The following is a 16,517-nucleotide window of genomic DNA, read 5'->3' on the forward strand; positions in this document are numbered from 1 at the left end:
TCTTACTCCCTTATCTGTCCGTTACCAGTAACCACATACTTGTAGCTGGTCAACTCTTTCAAGCCCATAGGCCCACGCGCATGCAGTTTCTGAGTAGAAATCCCCATCTCACATCCAAGACCAAATTGCCCACCATCAGTGAAACGCGTTGAGGCATTGACATAAACCGCGGCAGAGTCCACTTGATCTGTAAAGTAAGCTGCAGCTTCAGCATTTTCCGTCACAATGGCATCCGAATGATGGGTACTGTGAGCTTCAATATGCTCAACTGCTTCTTCTAAACTACTCACAACCTTAACTGCTAAGACATAGTCTAAAAACTCGGTATCAAAGTCTTGGGCCTCGGCTACTCGACCTGAAACAAACTGACTTGCTTTGCTATCCAAACGAAATTGAATTGGTTCCAGTCCAGCTTCTTTCCGACTTGTAACCAGAACTTGTTCCAAACGAGGAAGGAAGCTTGCTGCCTTGTCTTCATGAATCAGCAAAACCTCCATGGCATTACAAACAGAAGGACGACTGGTTTTGGCATTGTTGATGATAGATAGAGCCTTGTCTTCATCTGCATCCTTATCCACATAGACATGGACAATCCCAGTTCCTGTCTCGATAACGGGCACGATAGCATTTTCAACCACAGCATTGATCAAACCAGCGCCTCCACGAGGTATGAGAAGGTCTAGATAACCCTTGGCCTTCATCATGGCATAGCTACTTTCACGACTGGTATCTTCCACTAGTTGAATCACATCTGGATGAATGGTCGTTGTCTCCAAGCCCTTCTTTAAGGCTGTGACAATAGCATGAGCTGTTTGATAGGCATCCTTGCCACTACGAAGAACGACCGCATTTCCACTCTTGAGAGCCAAGGCAGCCGCGTCAGACGTCACATTTGGACGGCTTTCATAGATAATCCCAATAACCCCCATGGCCACACGCTTCTTAGTAATAACCAAGCCATTTTCAAGCTGACTTGTTTCTAGGACTTCACCAATAGGATCTGGTAAAGCAACCACTTCACGAATCCCTCTTGCCATCGCTTCTATACGTCCCTCATCCAAATAAAGACGGTCTAGCATGACATCTGAGATTTTCCCCTTGGCCGCTGCCATATCGAGGGCATTGGCCTCTAGAATCTCCTCAGTAGCAGCCACTAAGTAATCAGCCATAGCTAGCAAGGCTTGGTTTTTCACTGCTTCACTAGCAGTATTGATTGATTTCTTAACAGCCTGTACCTGTTCAAATTGTTCTTGTGTACTTACCATCGTTCACCTCTAAAATTCTGTAAAGAGCAGCTGGATTTCAGGAGTGATGGAAATCCAGTCATCACGGTGAATCAAGACTCCCTTAGCTTTTTGAGAACGGAGCATATCTTCTAGAGCTGAGACGCCAAATTGGACACGTCCCTTTCCAAGAGATTGACCTGTTTCTTTATCAGCCACTGTTACAATATCGTGGTAAGAGAAGCTTCCTTCCACTTCTACAACGCCTGATAAAAGGAGACTTTTCCCGTTTTTTGAAAGTGCCTCTGCAGCTCCACCATCTACCCAAATCGTTCCCTGACTTTGAGCATAGAATGCCAGCCATTGTTTCTGGGTACGAAGTCCCTTCTCTTGCGCAACAAAGAAGGAACCATCCTTGGTCTCCTCAGCTGCCTCAATCAGTGCATCCGATTTCAGGGAGGAGCAAATATAGACTGGCACACCTGACTCCGTTGCAATAGTTGTAGCTTTGATTTTTGTCAGCATCCCCCCAGTACCATTAGACGAACCTGCTCCACCAGCCATATCAATAATCTCACGATTGATAGTCTCGATTTTCTCAAGACGTTTAGCTGTTGGATCTGAGTTGGGATTTCCAGTATAGAGACCGTCCACATCCGTCAAGAGAACCAAAAGGTCTGCCTGCACCATAGCCGCTACCTGGGCACTCAGAGTGTCATTATCACCCACCTTGAGTTCGTCAATGACGACACTGTCATTTTCATTTATGATGGGAATTGCACCACGGCTAAGTAGAACTAACAAAGCCTGATGGGCATTTTTATAACGGCGCTTATCCACAAAGTCGTCCTGTGTCAGTAAGATTTGCGCAGAAACGATCTGGCGCATGAGGAGGTTGGTTGTGTATTCCTCCAACAAAAGTCCCTGACCAACTGCAGCCGAAGCTTGTTTATCTGCAATCTTGGTCGGACGTTTTTTAAAACCCAAAGCTCCAAATCCAGCGGCTACTGCCCCAGATGACACTAAAATCAACTCATGTCCAGCCTCATGCAGCATAGCCAATTGCTGGGTAATTGCCTTTACTTTACTTCTTGATAAACTCCCGTCTTCATTTGTCAAGGAGGAGGTCCCCACCTTAAAGACGATTCGTTTGTACTTCATATTCTCACTCCGATTCTTCATATTTATCCATTATAACATGAATGCTTTAAAATAGAAAAGACTTGAAATAAAAAGGTTGAGACAAGGCATCTCAACTCTTTTATCTATTCTCATTTTTTCGCAATCTTTCCAGCGTTTCTTTAAAAATCTCTGGAATATCTGCTGTGAACTCCAAGGTTTCACCTGTTCTCGGATGGGTAAAGCCTAGAGTCTTAGCATGGAGAAATTGCCCATGTCCCTTCAGTGTCTTACGAGGACCATAGACTTCATCACCAGCGACTGGATGGCCAATATAAGCCATATGAACACGGATTTGGTGGGTACGTCCTGTTTCCAGTTGCAACTCTAGCAAACTATAATCTCCAAAGCGTTCCAAGACTTGAAAACGAGTCACTGCTGGCTTCCCTTTAGCAGTCACTGCCTGTTTCTTACGATCTTTTTCACTACGACCAATCGGAGCTTCAATCACACCACGATCATTTGGCAGATTACCGTGAACAATTGCCCAGTATTTACGGAGAGACTTCTTGTCCTTGAGTTCTTGCGCGAGTGCTAAGTGGGCCTCATCATTCTTAGCAATCATGAGGAGACCCGACGTGTCCTTGTCAATGCGGTGAACGATACCCGGCCGGAGAACACCATTGATACCTGACAAGTCCTTGATATGGTACATGAGGGCATTGACCAAGGTTCCGCTAGTATGACCAGCACTCGGATGCACCACCATTCCCTGAGGTTTGTTAACAACGGCCACATCCTCATCTTGGTAAATGATTTCTAGCGGAAGATTCTCAGCTACATACTCCAAAACCTCCGGTTCTGGCACATGGTAAGTGACCACATCGCCCTCTTGGACAGTGTATTTGGCTTTCTTGACTTGCCCATTAACCAAGACTTGTCCAGCCTTGATTTGTTCATTCGCGAGACTGCGTGACAATTCTGTCAGATCTGACAGAGACTTGTCTAGACGTTGCCCACCAGTTTCAATTTTTATTTCCATTTACTTCCTCTTTAAGCATTGCAATCAATAAAACAATCACCCCAACTGTCAAATAGCTGTCAGCAACATTGAAAATCGCAAAGTTGATAAAGTCTAGGTGAAACATATCCACCACAAAACCTTGACTCATTCTGTCGATAAAGTTGCCCAGACCTCCCGCGATTATCAAACTCAGTCCAAAAACCAACCAGAGAGAATCCTCCATGTGTTTATGTAGATACCAAATGGCTCCTACCATGACGACCAGTGTAATGATAGCAAATAACCACTGCTGATCTTGTAACATGGAGAAGGCTGCTCCTCTATTTTGCAGATAGGTCAAGCTAACGAGATTAGGTATCCACGAACGCACTTCACCCAGTGGAATCTGCTGGACAACATAATTTTTAACCAACTGATCCAGCCCAATCAAAAGCAGTACAATGACTGCTACTATTCCTCTTTTTTTCATGATTTCCTCTTTTGATCAAAATATTCTTGCATGACTTCTACGAAAAGAGTACCAGCTTGGCTAAGCTCCACTTCTTCCCGTTTGACATAGACCATGCGGTTATCTAGATTGTCCTTGAGACGAATGACTGTAATCCCATTAACACTGTCACTATCTAAAAATCCAGATCCAGTCGCATAGGCATCCGTTCGCTCCAAAATACCATTCAAAGTAGCACGGTCGGTCACATTGAACATCTGGGAGCTCGCGCTGGTGTCGACAAAGTTCTCTGAATAGTAAAGGTACTCGTCCTTTTCTTGAGTAAAACGAACCGTTGGTAAATCCGCTAAATCCTCCATGACCAATTCCTCTTTCTGTGCTAAAGGATGCCCTTCACGAAGATAAATGTGAGTCTGGAAAGGAATTAGTTCAATAACTTCTAAACCAAGCTTTTCAACCCGTTGCATGATGCCCTTTTTATTTTGGTTGTTGAGGTAGATAATCCCAATCTCACTATGTCCTTGGGCTACTTCGTCTAATATCTGAACTGTAGTAGACTCAAAAATACGAAAGTTCTTATAATCAGGATAACGTTCTGAAAAGGCCGTAATGGTTGGTGGCAAGAAGTCATAGTGCTGGCTGGCAATGGAAAATTCATCTTTTTCTTCCTCAGGATTGGCATACTGATTTTGAAAAACATCGAAGCCTTTGACTAACTCTTGTGCTTTCTCATAAAATTCCATACCACGACGGGTCAAAAACGTTCCCGAACTCGTCCGACGAAAAATCTTAAAGCCTAGCTCTTTTTCCAAATCGCGCACAGAAATAGACAGACTTGGCTGGCTTACATACATCTTTTCAGCAGCTTCACGGAAAGTACCACTATTGGCAATGGCCACAACATAGCGTAATTGTTGAATGTTCATCTTTTACCCCCAACTTCTCTATCTGTTCATTATACCATATTTCAGAATTTTTCCAAAAAAGAAAAAAGTACCCATCGCAAGTTTAAATCTAACTATTCTCTATTAAATTCAAAATGGGTATCAAAACAAAAAAATAGGCTCTCCGAAAACTCGGAAAGCCTTATTTTATGCTACTTCTAGCTTCCTCGCCTTTTCATTTCAAGGCTCGGGATAAAAAGGTTCACTGGACCTTTTTATTTTGCGATTGGGTAAACAGAAACTTGTTTTTTATCGCGTCCTTTACGTTCAAAGCGTACTACGCCTTCAACTTTAGCGAACAAAGTATCATCTCCACCACGTCCAACGTTCACACCTGGGTAGATGTGTGTACCACGTTGACGGTAAAGGATTGATCCACCTGTTACAGTTTGTCCGTCAGCTGCTTTAGCTCCAAGACGTTTCGCTTGTGAATCACGTCCGTTTGATGTAGAACCTCCACCTTTTTTGTGGGCGAAAAGTTGCAAGTTGTTAAGAGTCATTTTTAACATAATGTTTTCCTCCGTGTTAGTTTTCTGTGATAACTCTGGTTTGGACGAACTCAGATGAGTTCTCCGATAAGTTTGCCATACCTAAGAAAAATGATTCGAAGAATAACTGGGTCATTTCTCTCTGGTGCGAAGGAAGATCCGCTGGTATTTCAACCTTTAGATAGCCACCTTCATCTTCGTTTAATTCTAAGATTGGTTCATAGCCTGCAAATTTCTCAATGGAATTGACAAAGTTAATGGCAAGCGTAGAAACCGATGCACACACGACATCTAAGCCGTATTCGCCACTTTCGGCGTGTCCAGTAATTTCCGCACTCCTCAGCTCGCCATCTTCGGCTCTCTCAAAGACTGCTTGTATCATGTGTTCTCCTTAAAATTAAGCGTTGATCGCGTTGATGACAACTTTTGTATATGGTTGACGGTGACCTTGTTTGCGGTGGCTACCTTTTTTAGGTTTGTACTTGTAAGTAACAACTTTCTTTTGTTTTCCTTGTTTTTCAACAGTTCCAACTACAGTAGCTCCAGCAACAAGTGGAGTTCCGACAACAGTGTTTTCACCACCAACAAGAACAACTTCGTTAAAAGTAACTTCTTGACCAGCTTCAACGTTCAATTTTTCAACGTAAACTGCTTGACCAACTTCAACTTTAACTTGTTTTCCGCCAGTTTTGATAATTGCGTATGTGCTCATTATGCACCTCCTATGATTTTTAGGGTTTCCCCGTATTTTTGTGAAGACTCGCCTAGCATCGTGGGACGAACCACTTAAAAGAAGAGCTCTAAGTATAACAAAGTTTAAATTTTGTATACGACGAGCAAACGATGTTCGTGCGGTTGCACAGGATTGTGCATAGTCAACTCTTCAAGTATAGCATATCTTCTTTTTTCTTACAAGCGAAATCAATCAAATTTAAGCTTTTTCTTTCCCTTTTTTTCTCCAAGAAGCAAAAAGCATACTGAAGTAAAAGATACTCATCATAAGAGGAACACCTAGAATTGTCTTCTCCTGATAATAAATCGTCAAATAAGCTGAAAAAACAACTCCGAAAACAAAACTGCTAAGCAAGCTAACAAAAATCAAGCCCTCTCGTAGGAAAGGCGTATGCTTGGTCCGGAAATAATCTCCAAAAGCTAACATAGTACGTTTGATATTCCCTGTCATAAAAGCATTATTATAGGCAATACCTGACACTTCTCCAAAAGCAGTTGTCACCAGACCCATACAAAAGGCCAAGGGCGGTACGAGATAGATATTATCAACCGTTTGCGGCACAAAGCCTATAATTAGGGACAGGACTGCAAGAGGAATCAAGGACAAAATCGGCTTTTTAACAATTCGTAGTTTTTCCTTATACAATGTCAGAAAAAAGACACCCATCATAAAGAAAAGCAAGGTCATTACTTTAGCACTAGTATCCGATACATTTTGTTGAATGAGTCCTACAGAAAGAAAAACCACATTCCCAGTCTGTCCAGCGACAAGGGTATTCCCTCGCACTATAAAAGTATAAGCATCGACATATCCTGCACAAAAAGTCAAAAAAAGCGCTAGTCGCTTAGACTGACGTGATATTTTCCTTATTGGTAATAATCTCATTTTCTCCCCCTTCTCATTTCATCTACTTATCTAAATATTGTACCACTTTCTCCAAGAAATTCGTAGCCCATTTGAAAATTTTTACCATCTGTTGGATAGTCCTTCTTTTCTATGTTATAATGAAGGAAGGATTTGAAGTCGGAAAAGGAGTATTTATGCTTAAATTAGGTGTTATCGGAACAGGCGCTATCAGCCATCATTTCATAGAAGCAGCCCATGCTAGCGGAGAATACCAGCTGGTTGCAGTCTATTCTAGAAAACTAAAAACTGCCGCAACCTTTGCTTCTCGCTATGAAAATATCCAACTCTTTGATCAATTAGAAGACTTCTTTAAGTCTTCCTTTGGTGTGGTCTATATCGCCAGTCCAAACTCCTTGCATTTTGTTCAAGCCAAGGCTGCCTTATCTGCTGGTAAGCACGTCATTCTTGAAAAACCAGCTGTCACTCAGCCACAAGAATGGCTGAATTTGAGGCTGACAGCTGAGAAAAATCACTGTTTTATCTTTGAGGCAGCTCGTAATTACCACGAGGAAGCCTTTACCACTATCAAGAATTTTTTGGCAGACAAGCAAATTTGGGGAGCAGATTTCAACTATGCCAAGTATTCTTCCAAGATGCCTGACTTATTGGCTGGACAGACGCCAAATGTCTTTTCAGATCGTTTTGCTGGTGGAGCCCTTATGGATTTGGGGATTTATCCTCTCTATGCTGCTATTCGCCTCTTTGGAAAGGCTCAGGACGCGACTTATCAGGCTAAACAGCTTAACAATAGCATTGACCTAAATGGAGATGGTATCCTCTTCTACCCTAACTTTCAAGTTCATATCAAGGCTGGGAAAAACATCACTTCCAATCTTCCTTGTGAGATTTACACAGCAGATGGAACCTTGACCCTTAACACGATTGAACATGTCCGCTCAGCTATTTTTAGCCACCACCAAGGAAATCAAGTTCAACTCCCTATCCAACAAGCTCCTCATACGATGACTGAGGAAGTTGCTGCATTTGCACACATGATCAAGCAACCAGACCAGACGCTTTACCAGAACTGGCTGGATGATGCAGGTTCTGTTCATGACCTATTATATACCATGCGCCAGACTGCTGGCATTAGATTTGAGGCAGAAAAATGAAAACCAAACTACCGACTGAATGGCAGGAACTGAGCGATCAGCTCAGTTTCCAAGAATTCACCCCCATTCAAACTCAACTATTTGAGCCTATACTTGCTGGAGAAAACCTCCTAGGAGTGAGCCCAACAGGAACTGGCAAGACCCTAGCTTATTTACTCCCAAGTCTTCTCAAACTACAAAAGAAAAAAGCCCAGCAACTCTTGATTCTAGCACCAAATACAGAACTAGCTGGACAGATTTTTGACGTGTGTAAAACGTGGGCAGAAGCCATCGGTTTGACTGCTCAGCTCTTCTTATCAGGTTCCAGTCAAAAACGCCAGATTGAACGCCTCAAAAAAGGACCAGAAATTCTGATTGGAACTCCTGGCCGTATCTTTGAGCTGATTAAATTGAAAAAAATCAAGATGATGAATGTGGAAGCCATCATCCTGGATGAATTTGACCAATTGCTCGATGATTCTCAAATTCACTTTGTCGAGAAAATAACCCACTACGCACCTCGTGACCACCAACTCATCTATATGAGTGCGACGACCAAGTTTAATCAAGAGAAGATTGCACCAAACACACGTACCATTGATCTCTCTGATCAAAAACTGGACAACATTCAACATTTCTACATGCAGGTAGACCAACGTCACCGAGTGGATATGCTACGAAAACTGGCTCATGTAGAGGATTTCCGCGGACTAGTCTTCTTTAATAGCCTATCAGATCTTGGAAGTGCAGAAGAAAAATTACAGTATCGCGATATCTTGGCTGTTTCACTCGCTAGCGATGTCAATGTTAAATTTCGAAAAGTCATCTTAGAAAAGTTTAAAGATAAGCAACTAACCCTGCTCCTTGCAACTGATCTTTTGGCTCGTGGAATTGATATCGATAGCCTAGAATGTGTCGTAAACTTCGACGTCCCTAGAGATATCGAAACCTACACTCACCGTGCTGGCCGTACAGGTCGCATGGGCAAAGAGGGCTATGTTATCACTCTGGTAACCCATCCTGAAGAACTGAAAAAACTCAAGAAATTCGCAAGTGTTCGTGAAATTGTCCTAAAAAATCAAGAACTCTATATCAAATAAGGTTGGCTCTTGCCAACCTTTTCTTATCCCCAAGTAATTTCTAATTGATAGCTGGCAAAGGGGTGGCCCTCTTGATTTTGCAGTTGATAGGCTAGCTCAATCTTTTGCCCATCCAGTTTGTAGTGACTCGTTTGAATGATAAACTCCTGCATCCCCATTGGAGTCGGAATATAGGCTAAACTATCACTATCCTTGAGAAAACGCATAATGGTCTTCGGATTGGAAAAACGGGTCATCACTAGTTCTTGACCATGGAATTTAATGACCACTTTTTCCTTTTCCTCATTGTAGAAAAGCAGATAGCTATAATCGCCCTTTTTATGCACTTCCACGTCATAGAGTTGGTCAACGACTTCCAACTGTTCATCAAACTGAATCCTATTTCGCATCCGAATCTTCACATCAAATCCTCTTTCTTGTCTCTTGTCCTACTATTTTACCAAAAAGAGCAGGATTTTGCTATAATGGTCATATGAACGAAAAAGTATTCCGTGACCCAGTTCACAACTATATCCATGTCAATAATCAGGTCATCTATGACTTGATCAATACAAAGGAATTTCAACGTCTGCGCCGTATCAAACAGCTAGGAACTTCCAGCTATACTTTCCATGGTGGGGAGCACAGTCGCTTTTCCCACTGTCTAGGAGTCTATGAGATTGCTCGTCGTATCACGGAGATTTTTGAAGAAAAATATCCTGAAGAATGGGATCCTGCTGAGTCTCTTTTGACCATGACTGCTGCGCTCCTTCATGACCTCGGGCATGGTGCCTACTCTCATACTTTTGAACATCTCTTTGATACAGATCATGAGGCCATTACCCAGGAAATCATCCAAAGTCCTGAGACAGAGATTCACCAAGTTCTGCTACAAGTGGCACCCGATTTTCCGGAAAAGGTAGCCAGTGTCATTGACCACACCTATCCTAACAAGCAGGTCGTACAGCTCATTTCCAGTCAGATTGATGCGGACCGTATGGACTATCTCTTGCGCGACTCCTATTTTACAGGAGCATCTTATGGGGAATTTGACCTAACTCGTATCCTCCGAGTGATTCGTCCTGTTGAAAATGGTATCGCCTTTCAGCGCAATGGCATGCACGCCATCGAAGACTATGTCCTCAGTCGCTACCAGATGTATATGCAGGTTTATTTCCACCCAGCAACACGCGCCATGGAGGTTCTTCTACAGAATCTCCTCAAACGCGCTAAGGAACTCTATCCTGAAGACAAAGATTTCTTTGCACGCACTTCTCCTCATTTGCTACCTTTTTTTGAAAAGAAAGTTACTCTATCTGACTATCTGGCTCTGGATGATGGCGTGATGAATACCTACTTCCAACTCTGGATGACCAGTCCTGACAAGATACTAGCCGACTTGTCGCAACGTTTTGTCAACCGCAAGGTCTTTAAATCCATTACTTTTTCTCAAGAAGATCAAGACCAACTCGCAACCATGAGACAACTGGTTGAAGAAATCGGTTTTGATCCCGACTACTATACAGCCATTCATAAGAACTTTGACCTCCCTTATGATATCTATCGTCCCGAATCTGAAAATCCACGGACACAGATTGAAATTTTACAAAAAAATGGAGAACTGGCAGAACTCTCTAGCCTGTCCCCTATCGTCCAATCCCTTGCTGGCAGTCGCCACGGAGATAATCGTTTCTATTTCCCAAAAGAAATGTTAGATCAAAACAGCATCTTCGCAAGTATCACCCAGCAATTTTTAAACTTGATTGAGAATGATCATTTTACCCCAAATAAGAACGAATAGAGGAACTATATGAGTATTAAACTAATCGCCGTCGATATCGACGGAACCCTAGTCAATAGCCAAAAGGAGATTTCTCCTGAAGTCTTTTCTGCCATTCAAGACGCCAAACAAGCCGGTGTCAAAATCGTGATTGCAACGGGTCGTCCCATCGCAGGTGTTGCCAAACTTCTGGACGACTTAAAGTTGAGAGACGAGGGGGACTATGTTGTAACCTTCAACGGTGCCCTTGTCCAAGAAACTGCGACTGGACATGAGATTATCAGTGAATCCTTGACCTATGAGGATTATCAGGATATGGAATTCCTCAGTCGCAAGCTCGGTGTCCACATGCATGCTATTACCAAGGATGGTATCTACACTGCCAATCGCAATATCGGAAAATACACGGTGCACGAATCAACCCTCGTCAGCATGCCCATCTTCTACCGTACTCCTGAAGAAATGGCTGGCAAGGAAATCGTCAAATGTATGTTCATCGACGAACCAGAAATTCTCGATGCTGCGATTGAAAAAATTCCAGCAGAATTTTACGAACGCTACTCTATCAACAAATCTGCTCCTTTCTACCTAGAACTCCTTAAAAAGAATGTAGACAAGGGTTCAGCTATTACCCACTTAGCTGAAAAACTAGGATTGACCAAATATGAAACCATGGCGATCGGGGACGAAGAAAATGATCGCGCCATGCTGGAAGTCGTGGGTAATCCCGTTGTTATGGAAAATGGAAATCCAGAGCTCAAAAAAATCGCCAAATACATCACCAAAACAAATGACGAATCTGGCGTTGCCCATGCTATACGTACATGGGTGTTGTAAAATGCTTAAGCTTAAAAAATGAACTACACCCCATAAATTAGAGATAAAATTCTAACTTATGGGGTGTTCTTTTTAAATTTTCACCAAATCATCAGAGTATGCTCATCTTATCTAGTTCTTTTAAAGCAGACTTTCTTGATGGATATGGATTTCTTTTTATAAAAAGTTTAACTGCTTCAACGTGATGATAAAGATTCATGCTGATTTCTTTTAAATTTTCAATAAAGTCATCAAGCAGACCTGGTTCAATGTTCTCTAGGGGAGAAGGAAGCTCCTTCTTGTTTTCAAACTCAAAAGCTTCTTTTGCAGTTACACCTATTGCATAACTGATGTTGTCCCACAAAAGAGTATTCGCTTCATTTTCATCCAGTTGCATGTAGATAAAAATTCCACTGAAGTCTGTCCCATCATCTAATAAACGATAAAGTTCCTCTCCCCTTTTATCTCTATTCTCCAAAAAATTCCAACATGCATCCAAGGCGGTTCGAATGTGTGAAATATATTGCGTTTCCATACGATTCGCAATTGCCTCAGTAAAAATCAACATAAAATAACTAGTCTGCATATCCTCTCCTAATCTATACTTGAACGAAATAGCCTATCTATTCTCATCTGATAAAAATAGTGGACCAAAGTAGTTTTTAACGAGTTCGTCCTTTAAATATCCTTCTATTTCAGTTTCAGATATTTGTGAAATGAGTTCCCTATTTTCAGATAGGATTTGTTTGTAACTTAAGGCAAGAGCAGCCAGTGTGTCCTCGTCGACACTTTCAATCGTTTGTGGCAGGTAGACTTCCTCCGAAGCCATATAAGAATAATGACAAATCAGGACAAAGAAATTAGCGATACAGTTCCAAACTAGTGGATTAGTTTTCTTATCTAGCATCTGAAATGTCAAGATATCCTGCTCATCCATATTTTCCAATCGATTGTATAAATCATATGGACAAAACCCACTCTCTTTATCAAGCTCCTGTTTTGAAAGTTTTAAGGAATCAAGGACAAACTCCTTATATTCTTTCTCACTGATAAAATCTACAAGACCGTATATCAACTCCTGTAGAAAGAGCAACAAATTTTTATTATCTTTCATTGATTTTCCTTTTATTACTAAAAACTAACTTGGTGATCCACTGAAAAACGTGGCCATCACTCTTCCTCTTCAAACATCAGAGCATCCAGTTCTTCTCTCTCTGCCGCAATCTCTTCAAAAGTAGAAATAAGATTATTTACTATTTCTAAGGTGATAATACCAGTCGAATCCCTCATCGTAACCTTGGTCCCAATAGCACTCAACTCACGGATGAGTTCTCTAACCTTTTTCAATTCATCCAAATCTAACATGTCTACTTCTATCACCGTGTCATGATCTTTGATTCTGGATTGGATTAAAGAAAAAGGCAAGGATGAATGGTTTCTTAACAACTTATAGGTCCCTGTCTTGTCATCTATAGAATCAATACAAATAGCTAGCATCATTTCCGCTCCCTTCCTCTCTGGTCGCTACTATATGACATTATACCATACAGGTGAGCTGATTCTTAAGAAACTAAAGAGGGCGTTTCCGTTCCGATTGCAGAGTTAGATCTAATTCAGCCCGTTGTACAGTTACTTAAACCTTGAGAGTACAAAAACTATTCTTACTTGTGATATAGCGTACAGGTGGTTGTACAGTTACTTAAATCTTGAGAGTACAAAAACTAGCCGATGCTGTTCCGCTTGCGTCAAATGGTTGTACAGTTACTTAAATCTTGAGAGTACAAAAACAATTCATAAATTCTGAGTTAGGTCGGGAGAGTTGTACAGTTACTTAAATCTTGAGAGTACAAAAACCGATATAGACCATATTGTCTACATAGTACCGTTGTACAGTTACTTAAATCTTGAGAGTACAAAAACCAAGCTAGCGTGATATTGTACTGGCTCAGAGTTGTACAGTTACTTAAATCTTGAGAGTACAAAAACATCCGGTTTAAATGCTTTAGTCTTTTCGACGTTGTACAGTTACTTAAATCTTGAGAGTACAAAAACTGGCGGTTGGGATTGGGATGGTGATATGTAGTTGTACAGTTACTTAAATCTTGAGAGTACAAAAACCATTTTCGAAGCGTTCTACAAGTTTTTCCGGTTGTACAGTTACTTAAATCTTGAGAGTACAAAAACAACGTGCAAACAGAATATCAAATTTAAGATGTTGTACAGTTACTTAAATCTTGAGAGTACAAAAACTATGGAACAGCTAAAGGAACTTACACAAAGTTGTACAGTTACTTAAATCTTGAGAGTACAAAAACCGACCTCGTGGCCCTCGCGCCATTTTGCATGTTGTACAGTTACTTAAATCTTGAGAGTACAAAAAACTCAAATTCGTCAATTTTGATTTTTGTTCCCTCAAAAACATTATAAAGCCTTGAATCTCACTCGTCAATACTATTCTTCCAAATATTTCAATAACATTGGATTGATTGATTCAATACGGAATTTTGTTTTCATTTTGTACTGATACAAATTATTCAAAATTTTTAATGCTACTTGATCTTCTACAGATAAACTCATATAGAGAATGTCCGAGCTAAATAAATAGGATCCAATTTTTCTTAAAGAAGTTAAAAATTCTCGTTCATCAGGTATTTGATTTATTGGATACTGATTGGTAAAGCGATCATACATAAATTCTAGCGAATAAAAATGATCAACATAATCGGAAACAATATTGATTTCCTCTAAAACTTCTTTCTTGACATGAAGATAACCTTCATTGGAAGGAAATGAAACAATATATAATGAATCACTATGATTAGTCAAAAACTCCATTTTCTCGCAACATTCAACAAAATCATTAAAGGATAGAAAATCATCCAAATTTCGTAAGACAAGCAAAAACTTTTCAGAACTGTTCGTCGCCATAACTTCTATCATGGAAAGAAATAATAAAAACTTTGTCTTATTGTCTACAAATTCAAAGGATATATTTTTATTATTTTTCCCAAAGTATGGTAAAAAATTCTTTTGAATCAATTGATCCGTATTAAAATATTTTGCTTCGGTATGATAGATAATGTCATCTAGTTGAAGATTCAACTTCAGATTCAGTAATAATGAAATCCTATCCAAGTTATCATTGATATTTTCAATTTGCTCCATTATCTCTATAGAAGTAATCTTTTTCTTTATATAATCATAAGCTACTGTCCCTTTTTTATATTCCATTTGTTCAATCAAATCATTGATATTGGACACTTGAATTACACTAAATTCTGACCGTGAAACCATTGTATCGTCTATTAGTATTTTAGGCTCATTTTGTTCAAATAGAACTAAATCTTCCTCACTATATTTTTTTCCTCCAAAATACCACAATAGTATCTGCCAAATATAGTATTTTAATTGCTGATCTTGACCTACAATTTGAGTAAATTGACCAAAACTTAATGAAATATTATCCTTATACGGATGACTAATGTTCATTTTCATATAACTACCAACTTATTATCACTGACTACTTCTTCTTGCTTTGTTTTTCCACCTATAATCAAAACCATTTCAGAAAATTGTTTTTCAGTCACTGCTAGCAAACGGACATTCCCACTTGGTAAATTACTTTGACTTAATTTTTTATAGAATTTGCTCGCAAAACTTCGATTAGGACAGGTTCGATAATAGACAGAAAACTGTAACATCTCAAAACCATTTGCTATTAAGTCTTTTCGAAAATTACGATAGACTCTTTTTTCTTGATTTGTTTCCATTGGTAGATCAAAAAAACACAATAATCTCAATGCTTCATACCTCATTTCTTTAGCTCCATTCTACACTCGACACCATTGGACAGTAAAATTTACTGGAATCCTTATCAGAGATACATTTTAGAAAACCCTTGACATATTTATCCATTGCTACCGTTACAGAACACGTTTCTTTCCCATAACGAATCTTTGCGTTCAGTGTATCCGTCAACGCAAGACGAAATTCATATTTCAAATACTCTTCATCTCGTAAATTTTGATAAACCCAGACATCGATAATCTGCCGAAAAGGTTCCATTAGATCATCAACCAGGTTAAATTGGTTATATTCATTCTTATGAAAAATTCCTATTAAGGGATTCAAACCATACCCAGAAATAATACGTGCCATTTGCGCTCTCATGATTGCATAACCATAATTTAGACCAGCATTGATGACATCCGTTTCCTGTTGTGTAAGACGTACGAATTTTTTTCCAAAGAGTTCGTTAAAATAGACTTTTGCAGCATGACCTTCGCGGTTGGTTTTATCTCCATATTCAATATGATCTTTATAGTCTGCTAATAATTGAATGCAATCAATATTCTTCTCAAACATTGCAAGAACATCTTGCTGATTGTTTATTTTGAAATAAGTAACTATCTGCCATAATTTATCTTTCTGTTCCTGCGTCCACAATAATTGCTCCTGTAATTTTTTATAGGCTCTAAAATGGCCATTTTGAGAATGATAAATTCCTGTAGGCAAGTGCTCATTATCACAGACAATTAAAGCAATATTATACTTACTTAAAGCACTTAATAACCTTAAAGTTACAACAGTCTCCCCTCCTTCTGCTACAATTATCGAAATATCACTCAGTGGGATAACATAGTCTTGACCCATTTTCTTAATCAGAAGATTATCTAACTTCAATTGCATTTTTTCACTCTGACAGACATGCACAATTCTCCAAGTCATCGTATTTTCCTCTTTCACAAAACGAAAACACCCAGCCATAAATGACAGGGTGTTGAATTCGGCATGAAGCCTTATCTTTGTAGCTTCTGCAAGATTTAAGTAACTGTGTAAGGCGTCCCTTACGGTTACTATTATAAT

General features: G+C 40.0%; 20 protein-coding genes, 1 pseudogene, 1 CRISPR repeat array and 1 other annotated feature. Of the genes and pseudogenes, 5 read left to right on the forward strand and 16 right to left on the reverse strand.

The features are described from left to right. Nucleotides 1-2 precede the first annotated feature (2 nt). The 5 genes from MP387_RS05665 to MP387_RS05685 form a co-directional block, all read right to left on the reverse strand. Nucleotides 3-1,265: a glutamate-5-semialdehyde dehydrogenase gene (locus MP387_RS05665; RefSeq protein WP_242745669.1), complete on the reverse strand. Its 1,263-nt coding sequence runs from the start codon at nt 1,263-1,265 to the stop codon at nt 3-5. Between the two features lie 9 nt (nt 1,266-1,274). Beyond that, on the reverse strand, nt 1,275-2,384 hold the full coding sequence (proB, locus tag MP387_RS05670; protein ID WP_242745671.1) for a glutamate 5-kinase: 1,110 nt from the start codon (nt 2,382-2,384) through the stop codon (nt 1,275-1,277). 100 nt (nt 2,385-2,484) lie between these two features. Next, nucleotides 2,485-3,384: an RluA family pseudouridine synthase gene (locus MP387_RS05675; protein WP_242745673.1), complete on the reverse strand. Its 900-nt coding sequence runs from the start codon at nt 3,382-3,384 to the stop codon at nt 2,485-2,487. Then, a complete protein-coding gene (gene lspA, locus MP387_RS05680; RefSeq protein WP_242745675.1) occupies nt 3,368-3,835 on the reverse strand; it encodes a signal peptidase II in 468 nt (155 codons plus the stop codon). The genes MP387_RS05675 and lspA overlap by 17 nt, the downstream gene beginning before the upstream one ends. Beyond that, nucleotides 3,832-4,740, reverse strand: a complete 909-nt coding sequence (locus MP387_RS05685) for a LysR family transcriptional regulator (protein ID WP_001025717.1) — start codon at nt 4,738-4,740, stop codon at nt 3,832-3,834. The genes lspA and MP387_RS05685 overlap by 4 nt, the downstream gene beginning before the upstream one ends. Here MP387_RS05685 and MP387_RS05690 point away from each other — a divergent pair. Beyond that, nucleotides 4,733-4,807: pseudogene (locus MP387_RS05690) on the forward strand (AraC family transcriptional regulator); the annotation flags it as partial. The gene MP387_RS05685 and the pseudogene MP387_RS05690 sit on opposite strands and share 8 nt — an antisense overlap. 166 nt (nt 4,808-4,973) lie before the next feature. On the opposite strand, the gene rpmA reads toward MP387_RS05690, so the two are convergent. The 4 genes from rpmA to MP387_RS05710 all read right to left on the reverse strand — a co-directional run bounded on the left by rpmA (nt 4,974) and on the right by MP387_RS05710 (nt 6,864). Beyond that, nucleotides 4,974-5,267: a 50S ribosomal protein L27 gene (rpmA, locus tag MP387_RS05695; protein WP_000916509.1), complete on the reverse strand. Its 294-nt coding sequence runs from the start codon at nt 5,265-5,267 to the stop codon at nt 4,974-4,976. Between the two features lie 16 nt (nt 5,268-5,283). Beyond that, nucleotides 5,284-5,628, reverse strand: coding sequence for a ribosomal-processing cysteine protease Prp (locus MP387_RS05700; protein ID WP_000613705.1), 345 nt, complete (start codon nt 5,626-5,628; stop codon nt 5,284-5,286). Between the two features lie 15 nt (nt 5,629-5,643). Next, complete coding sequence (rplU, locus tag MP387_RS05705; protein WP_000109141.1) at nt 5,644-5,958, reverse strand: 50S ribosomal protein L21; 315 nt, start codon at nt 5,956-5,958, stop codon at nt 5,644-5,646. Between the two features lie 34 nt (nt 5,959-5,992). After that, nucleotides 5,993-6,113: a sequence feature (ribosomal protein L21 leader region), on the reverse strand. A gap of 64 nt (nt 6,114-6,177) precedes the next feature. After that, nucleotides 6,178-6,864, reverse strand: a complete 687-nt coding sequence (locus tag MP387_RS05710; protein ID WP_242745676.1) for a YoaK family protein — start codon at nt 6,862-6,864, stop codon at nt 6,178-6,180. Nucleotides 6,865-7,019: 155 nt separating this feature from the next. On the opposite strand from MP387_RS05710, the gene MP387_RS05715 reads away from it, so the two are divergent. Together MP387_RS05715 and MP387_RS05720 are read left to right on the forward strand one after the other, a co-directional pair. Next, nucleotides 7,020-7,997, forward strand: coding sequence for a Gfo/Idh/MocA family protein (locus MP387_RS05715; RefSeq protein WP_242745678.1), 978 nt, complete (start codon nt 7,020-7,022; stop codon nt 7,995-7,997). Next, entirely contained in the window at nt 7,994-9,076 is a 1,083-nt protein-coding gene (locus MP387_RS05720) for a DEAD/DEAH box helicase (RefSeq protein ID WP_242745680.1), read from the forward strand. The genes MP387_RS05715 and MP387_RS05720 overlap by 4 nt, the downstream gene beginning before the upstream one ends. 23 nt (nt 9,077-9,099) lie before the next feature. Here the strand turns inward: MP387_RS05720 and MP387_RS05725 are convergent, their stop codons facing one another. Next, on the reverse strand, nt 9,100-9,477 hold the full coding sequence (locus MP387_RS05725; protein WP_242745688.1) for a YwiB family protein: 378 nt from the start codon (nt 9,475-9,477) through the stop codon (nt 9,100-9,102). 71 nt (nt 9,478-9,548) lie between these two features. On the opposite strand from MP387_RS05725, the gene MP387_RS05730 reads away from it, so the two are divergent. Both MP387_RS05730 and yidA read left to right on the forward strand, forming a co-directional pair. Next, nucleotides 9,549-10,856, forward strand: a complete 1,308-nt coding sequence (locus MP387_RS05730) for an HD domain-containing protein (protein WP_242745689.1) — start codon at nt 9,549-9,551, stop codon at nt 10,854-10,856. Nucleotides 10,857-10,865: 9 nt separating this feature from the next. Next, a complete protein-coding gene (yidA, locus tag MP387_RS05735) occupies nt 10,866-11,672 on the forward strand; it encodes a sugar-phosphatase (protein ID WP_242745691.1) in 807 nt (268 codons plus the stop codon). 91 nt (nt 11,673-11,763) lie between these two features. Here the strand turns inward: yidA and MP387_RS05740 are convergent, their stop codons facing one another. The 6 genes from MP387_RS05740 to cas1 form a co-directional block, all read right to left on the reverse strand. Then, on the reverse strand, nt 11,764-12,237 hold the full coding sequence (locus MP387_RS05740) for an Imm6 family immunity protein (protein WP_242745693.1): 474 nt from the start codon (nt 12,235-12,237) through the stop codon (nt 11,764-11,766). Between the two features lie 33 nt (nt 12,238-12,270). Beyond that, nucleotides 12,271-12,765: an Imm6 family immunity protein gene (locus MP387_RS05745; protein WP_242745695.1), complete on the reverse strand. Its 495-nt coding sequence runs from the start codon at nt 12,763-12,765 to the stop codon at nt 12,271-12,273. A gap of 56 nt (nt 12,766-12,821) precedes the next feature. Then, nucleotides 12,822-13,151, reverse strand: coding sequence for a 50S ribosomal protein L7/L12 (locus tag MP387_RS05750; RefSeq protein ID WP_423218894.1), 330 nt, complete (start codon nt 13,149-13,151; stop codon nt 12,822-12,824). Nucleotides 13,152-13,271: 120 nt separating this feature from the next. Then, a CRISPR array of direct repeats spans nt 13,272-14,032; the repeat unit is 36 nt; unit sequence GTTGTACAGTTACTTAAATCTTGAGAGTACAAAAAC. Nucleotides 14,033-14,102: 70 nt separating this feature from the next. Next, on the reverse strand, nt 14,103-15,146 hold the full coding sequence (csn2-St, locus tag MP387_RS05755; protein ID WP_242745697.1) for a CRISPR-associated protein Csn2-St: 1,044 nt from the start codon (nt 15,144-15,146) through the stop codon (nt 14,103-14,105). Next, complete coding sequence (gene cas2 / locus MP387_RS05760; RefSeq protein WP_001268300.1) at nt 15,143-15,466, reverse strand: CRISPR-associated endonuclease Cas2; 324 nt, start codon at nt 15,464-15,466, stop codon at nt 15,143-15,145. Before cas2 ends, csn2-St begins: the two co-directional genes overlap by 4 nt. Nucleotides 15,467-15,470: 4 nt before the next feature. Further along, the gene (gene cas1 / locus MP387_RS05765) at nt 15,471-16,379 is read right to left on the reverse strand and encodes a type II CRISPR-associated endonuclease Cas1 (protein WP_242745700.1); all 909 of its coding nucleotides are present in this window, start codon (nt 16,377-16,379) and stop codon (nt 15,471-15,473) included. Nucleotides 16,380-16,517: the final 138 nt, after the last annotated feature.

This window comes from Streptococcus oralis, assembly GCF_022749195.1.
GTDB classification, from domain to species: Bacteria; Bacillota; Bacilli; order Lactobacillales; family Streptococcaceae; genus Streptococcus; species Streptococcus oralis_CI.

Bases quoted from the DNA above. Each gene is read 5' to 3' on its own strand.
- cas1 (WP_242745700.1), bottom strand. From the start codon at position 16,379: ATGACTTGGAGAATTGTGCATGTCTGTCAGAGTGAAAAAATGCAATTG.
- MP387_RS05710 (WP_242745676.1), bottom strand. From the start codon at position 6,864: ATGAGATTATTACCAATAAGGAAAATATCACGTCAGTCTAAGCGACTA.
- MP387_RS05740 (WP_242745693.1), bottom strand. From the start codon at position 12,237: ATGCAGACTAGTTATTTTATGTTGATTTTTACTGAGGCAATTGCGAAT.
- MP387_RS05675 (WP_242745673.1), bottom strand. From the start codon at position 3,384: ATGGAAATAAAAATTGAAACTGGTGGGCAACGTCTAGACAAGTCTCTG.
- MP387_RS05685 (WP_001025717.1), bottom strand. From the start codon at position 4,740: ATGAACATTCAACAATTACGCTATGTTGTGGCCATTGCCAATAGTGGT.
- MP387_RS05700 (WP_000613705.1), bottom strand. From the start codon at position 5,628: ATGATACAAGCAGTCTTTGAGAGAGCCGAAGATGGCGAGCTGAGGAGT.
- lspA (WP_242745675.1), bottom strand. From the start codon at position 3,835: ATGAAAAAAAGAGGAATAGTAGCAGTCATTGTACTGCTTTTGATTGGG.
- proB (WP_242745671.1), bottom strand. From the start codon at position 2,384: ATGAAGTACAAACGAATCGTCTTTAAGGTGGGGACCTCCTCCTTGACA.
- MP387_RS05720 (WP_242745680.1), top strand. From the start codon at position 7,994: ATGAAAACCAAACTACCGACTGAATGGCAGGAACTGAGCGATCAGCTC.
- MP387_RS05715 (WP_242745678.1), top strand. From the start codon at position 7,020: ATGCTTAAATTAGGTGTTATCGGAACAGGCGCTATCAGCCATCATTTC.
- cas2 (WP_001268300.1), bottom strand. From the start codon at position 15,466: ATGAGGTATGAAGCATTGAGATTATTGTGTTTTTTTGATCTACCAATG.
- MP387_RS05745 (WP_242745695.1), bottom strand. From the start codon at position 12,765: ATGAAAGATAATAAAAATTTGTTGCTCTTTCTACAGGAGTTGATATAC.
- MP387_RS05665 (WP_242745669.1), bottom strand. From the start codon at position 1,265: ATGGTAAGTACACAAGAACAATTTGAACAGGTACAGGCTGTTAAGAAA.
- yidA (WP_242745691.1), top strand. From the start codon at position 10,866: ATGAGTATTAAACTAATCGCCGTCGATATCGACGGAACCCTAGTCAAT.
- MP387_RS05750 (WP_423218894.1), bottom strand. From the start codon at position 13,151: ATGATGCTAGCTATTTGTATTGATTCTATAGATGACAAGACAGGGACC.
- rplU (WP_000109141.1), bottom strand. From the start codon at position 5,958: ATGAGCACATACGCAATTATCAAAACTGGCGGAAAACAAGTTAAAGTT.
- MP387_RS05730 (WP_242745689.1), top strand. From the start codon at position 9,549: ATGAACGAAAAAGTATTCCGTGACCCAGTTCACAACTATATCCATGTC.
- rpmA (WP_000916509.1), bottom strand. From the start codon at position 5,267: ATGTTAAAAATGACTCTTAACAACTTGCAACTTTTCGCCCACAAAAAA.
- csn2-St (WP_242745697.1), bottom strand. From the start codon at position 15,146: ATGAAAATGAACATTAGTCATCCGTATAAGGATAATATTTCATTAAGT.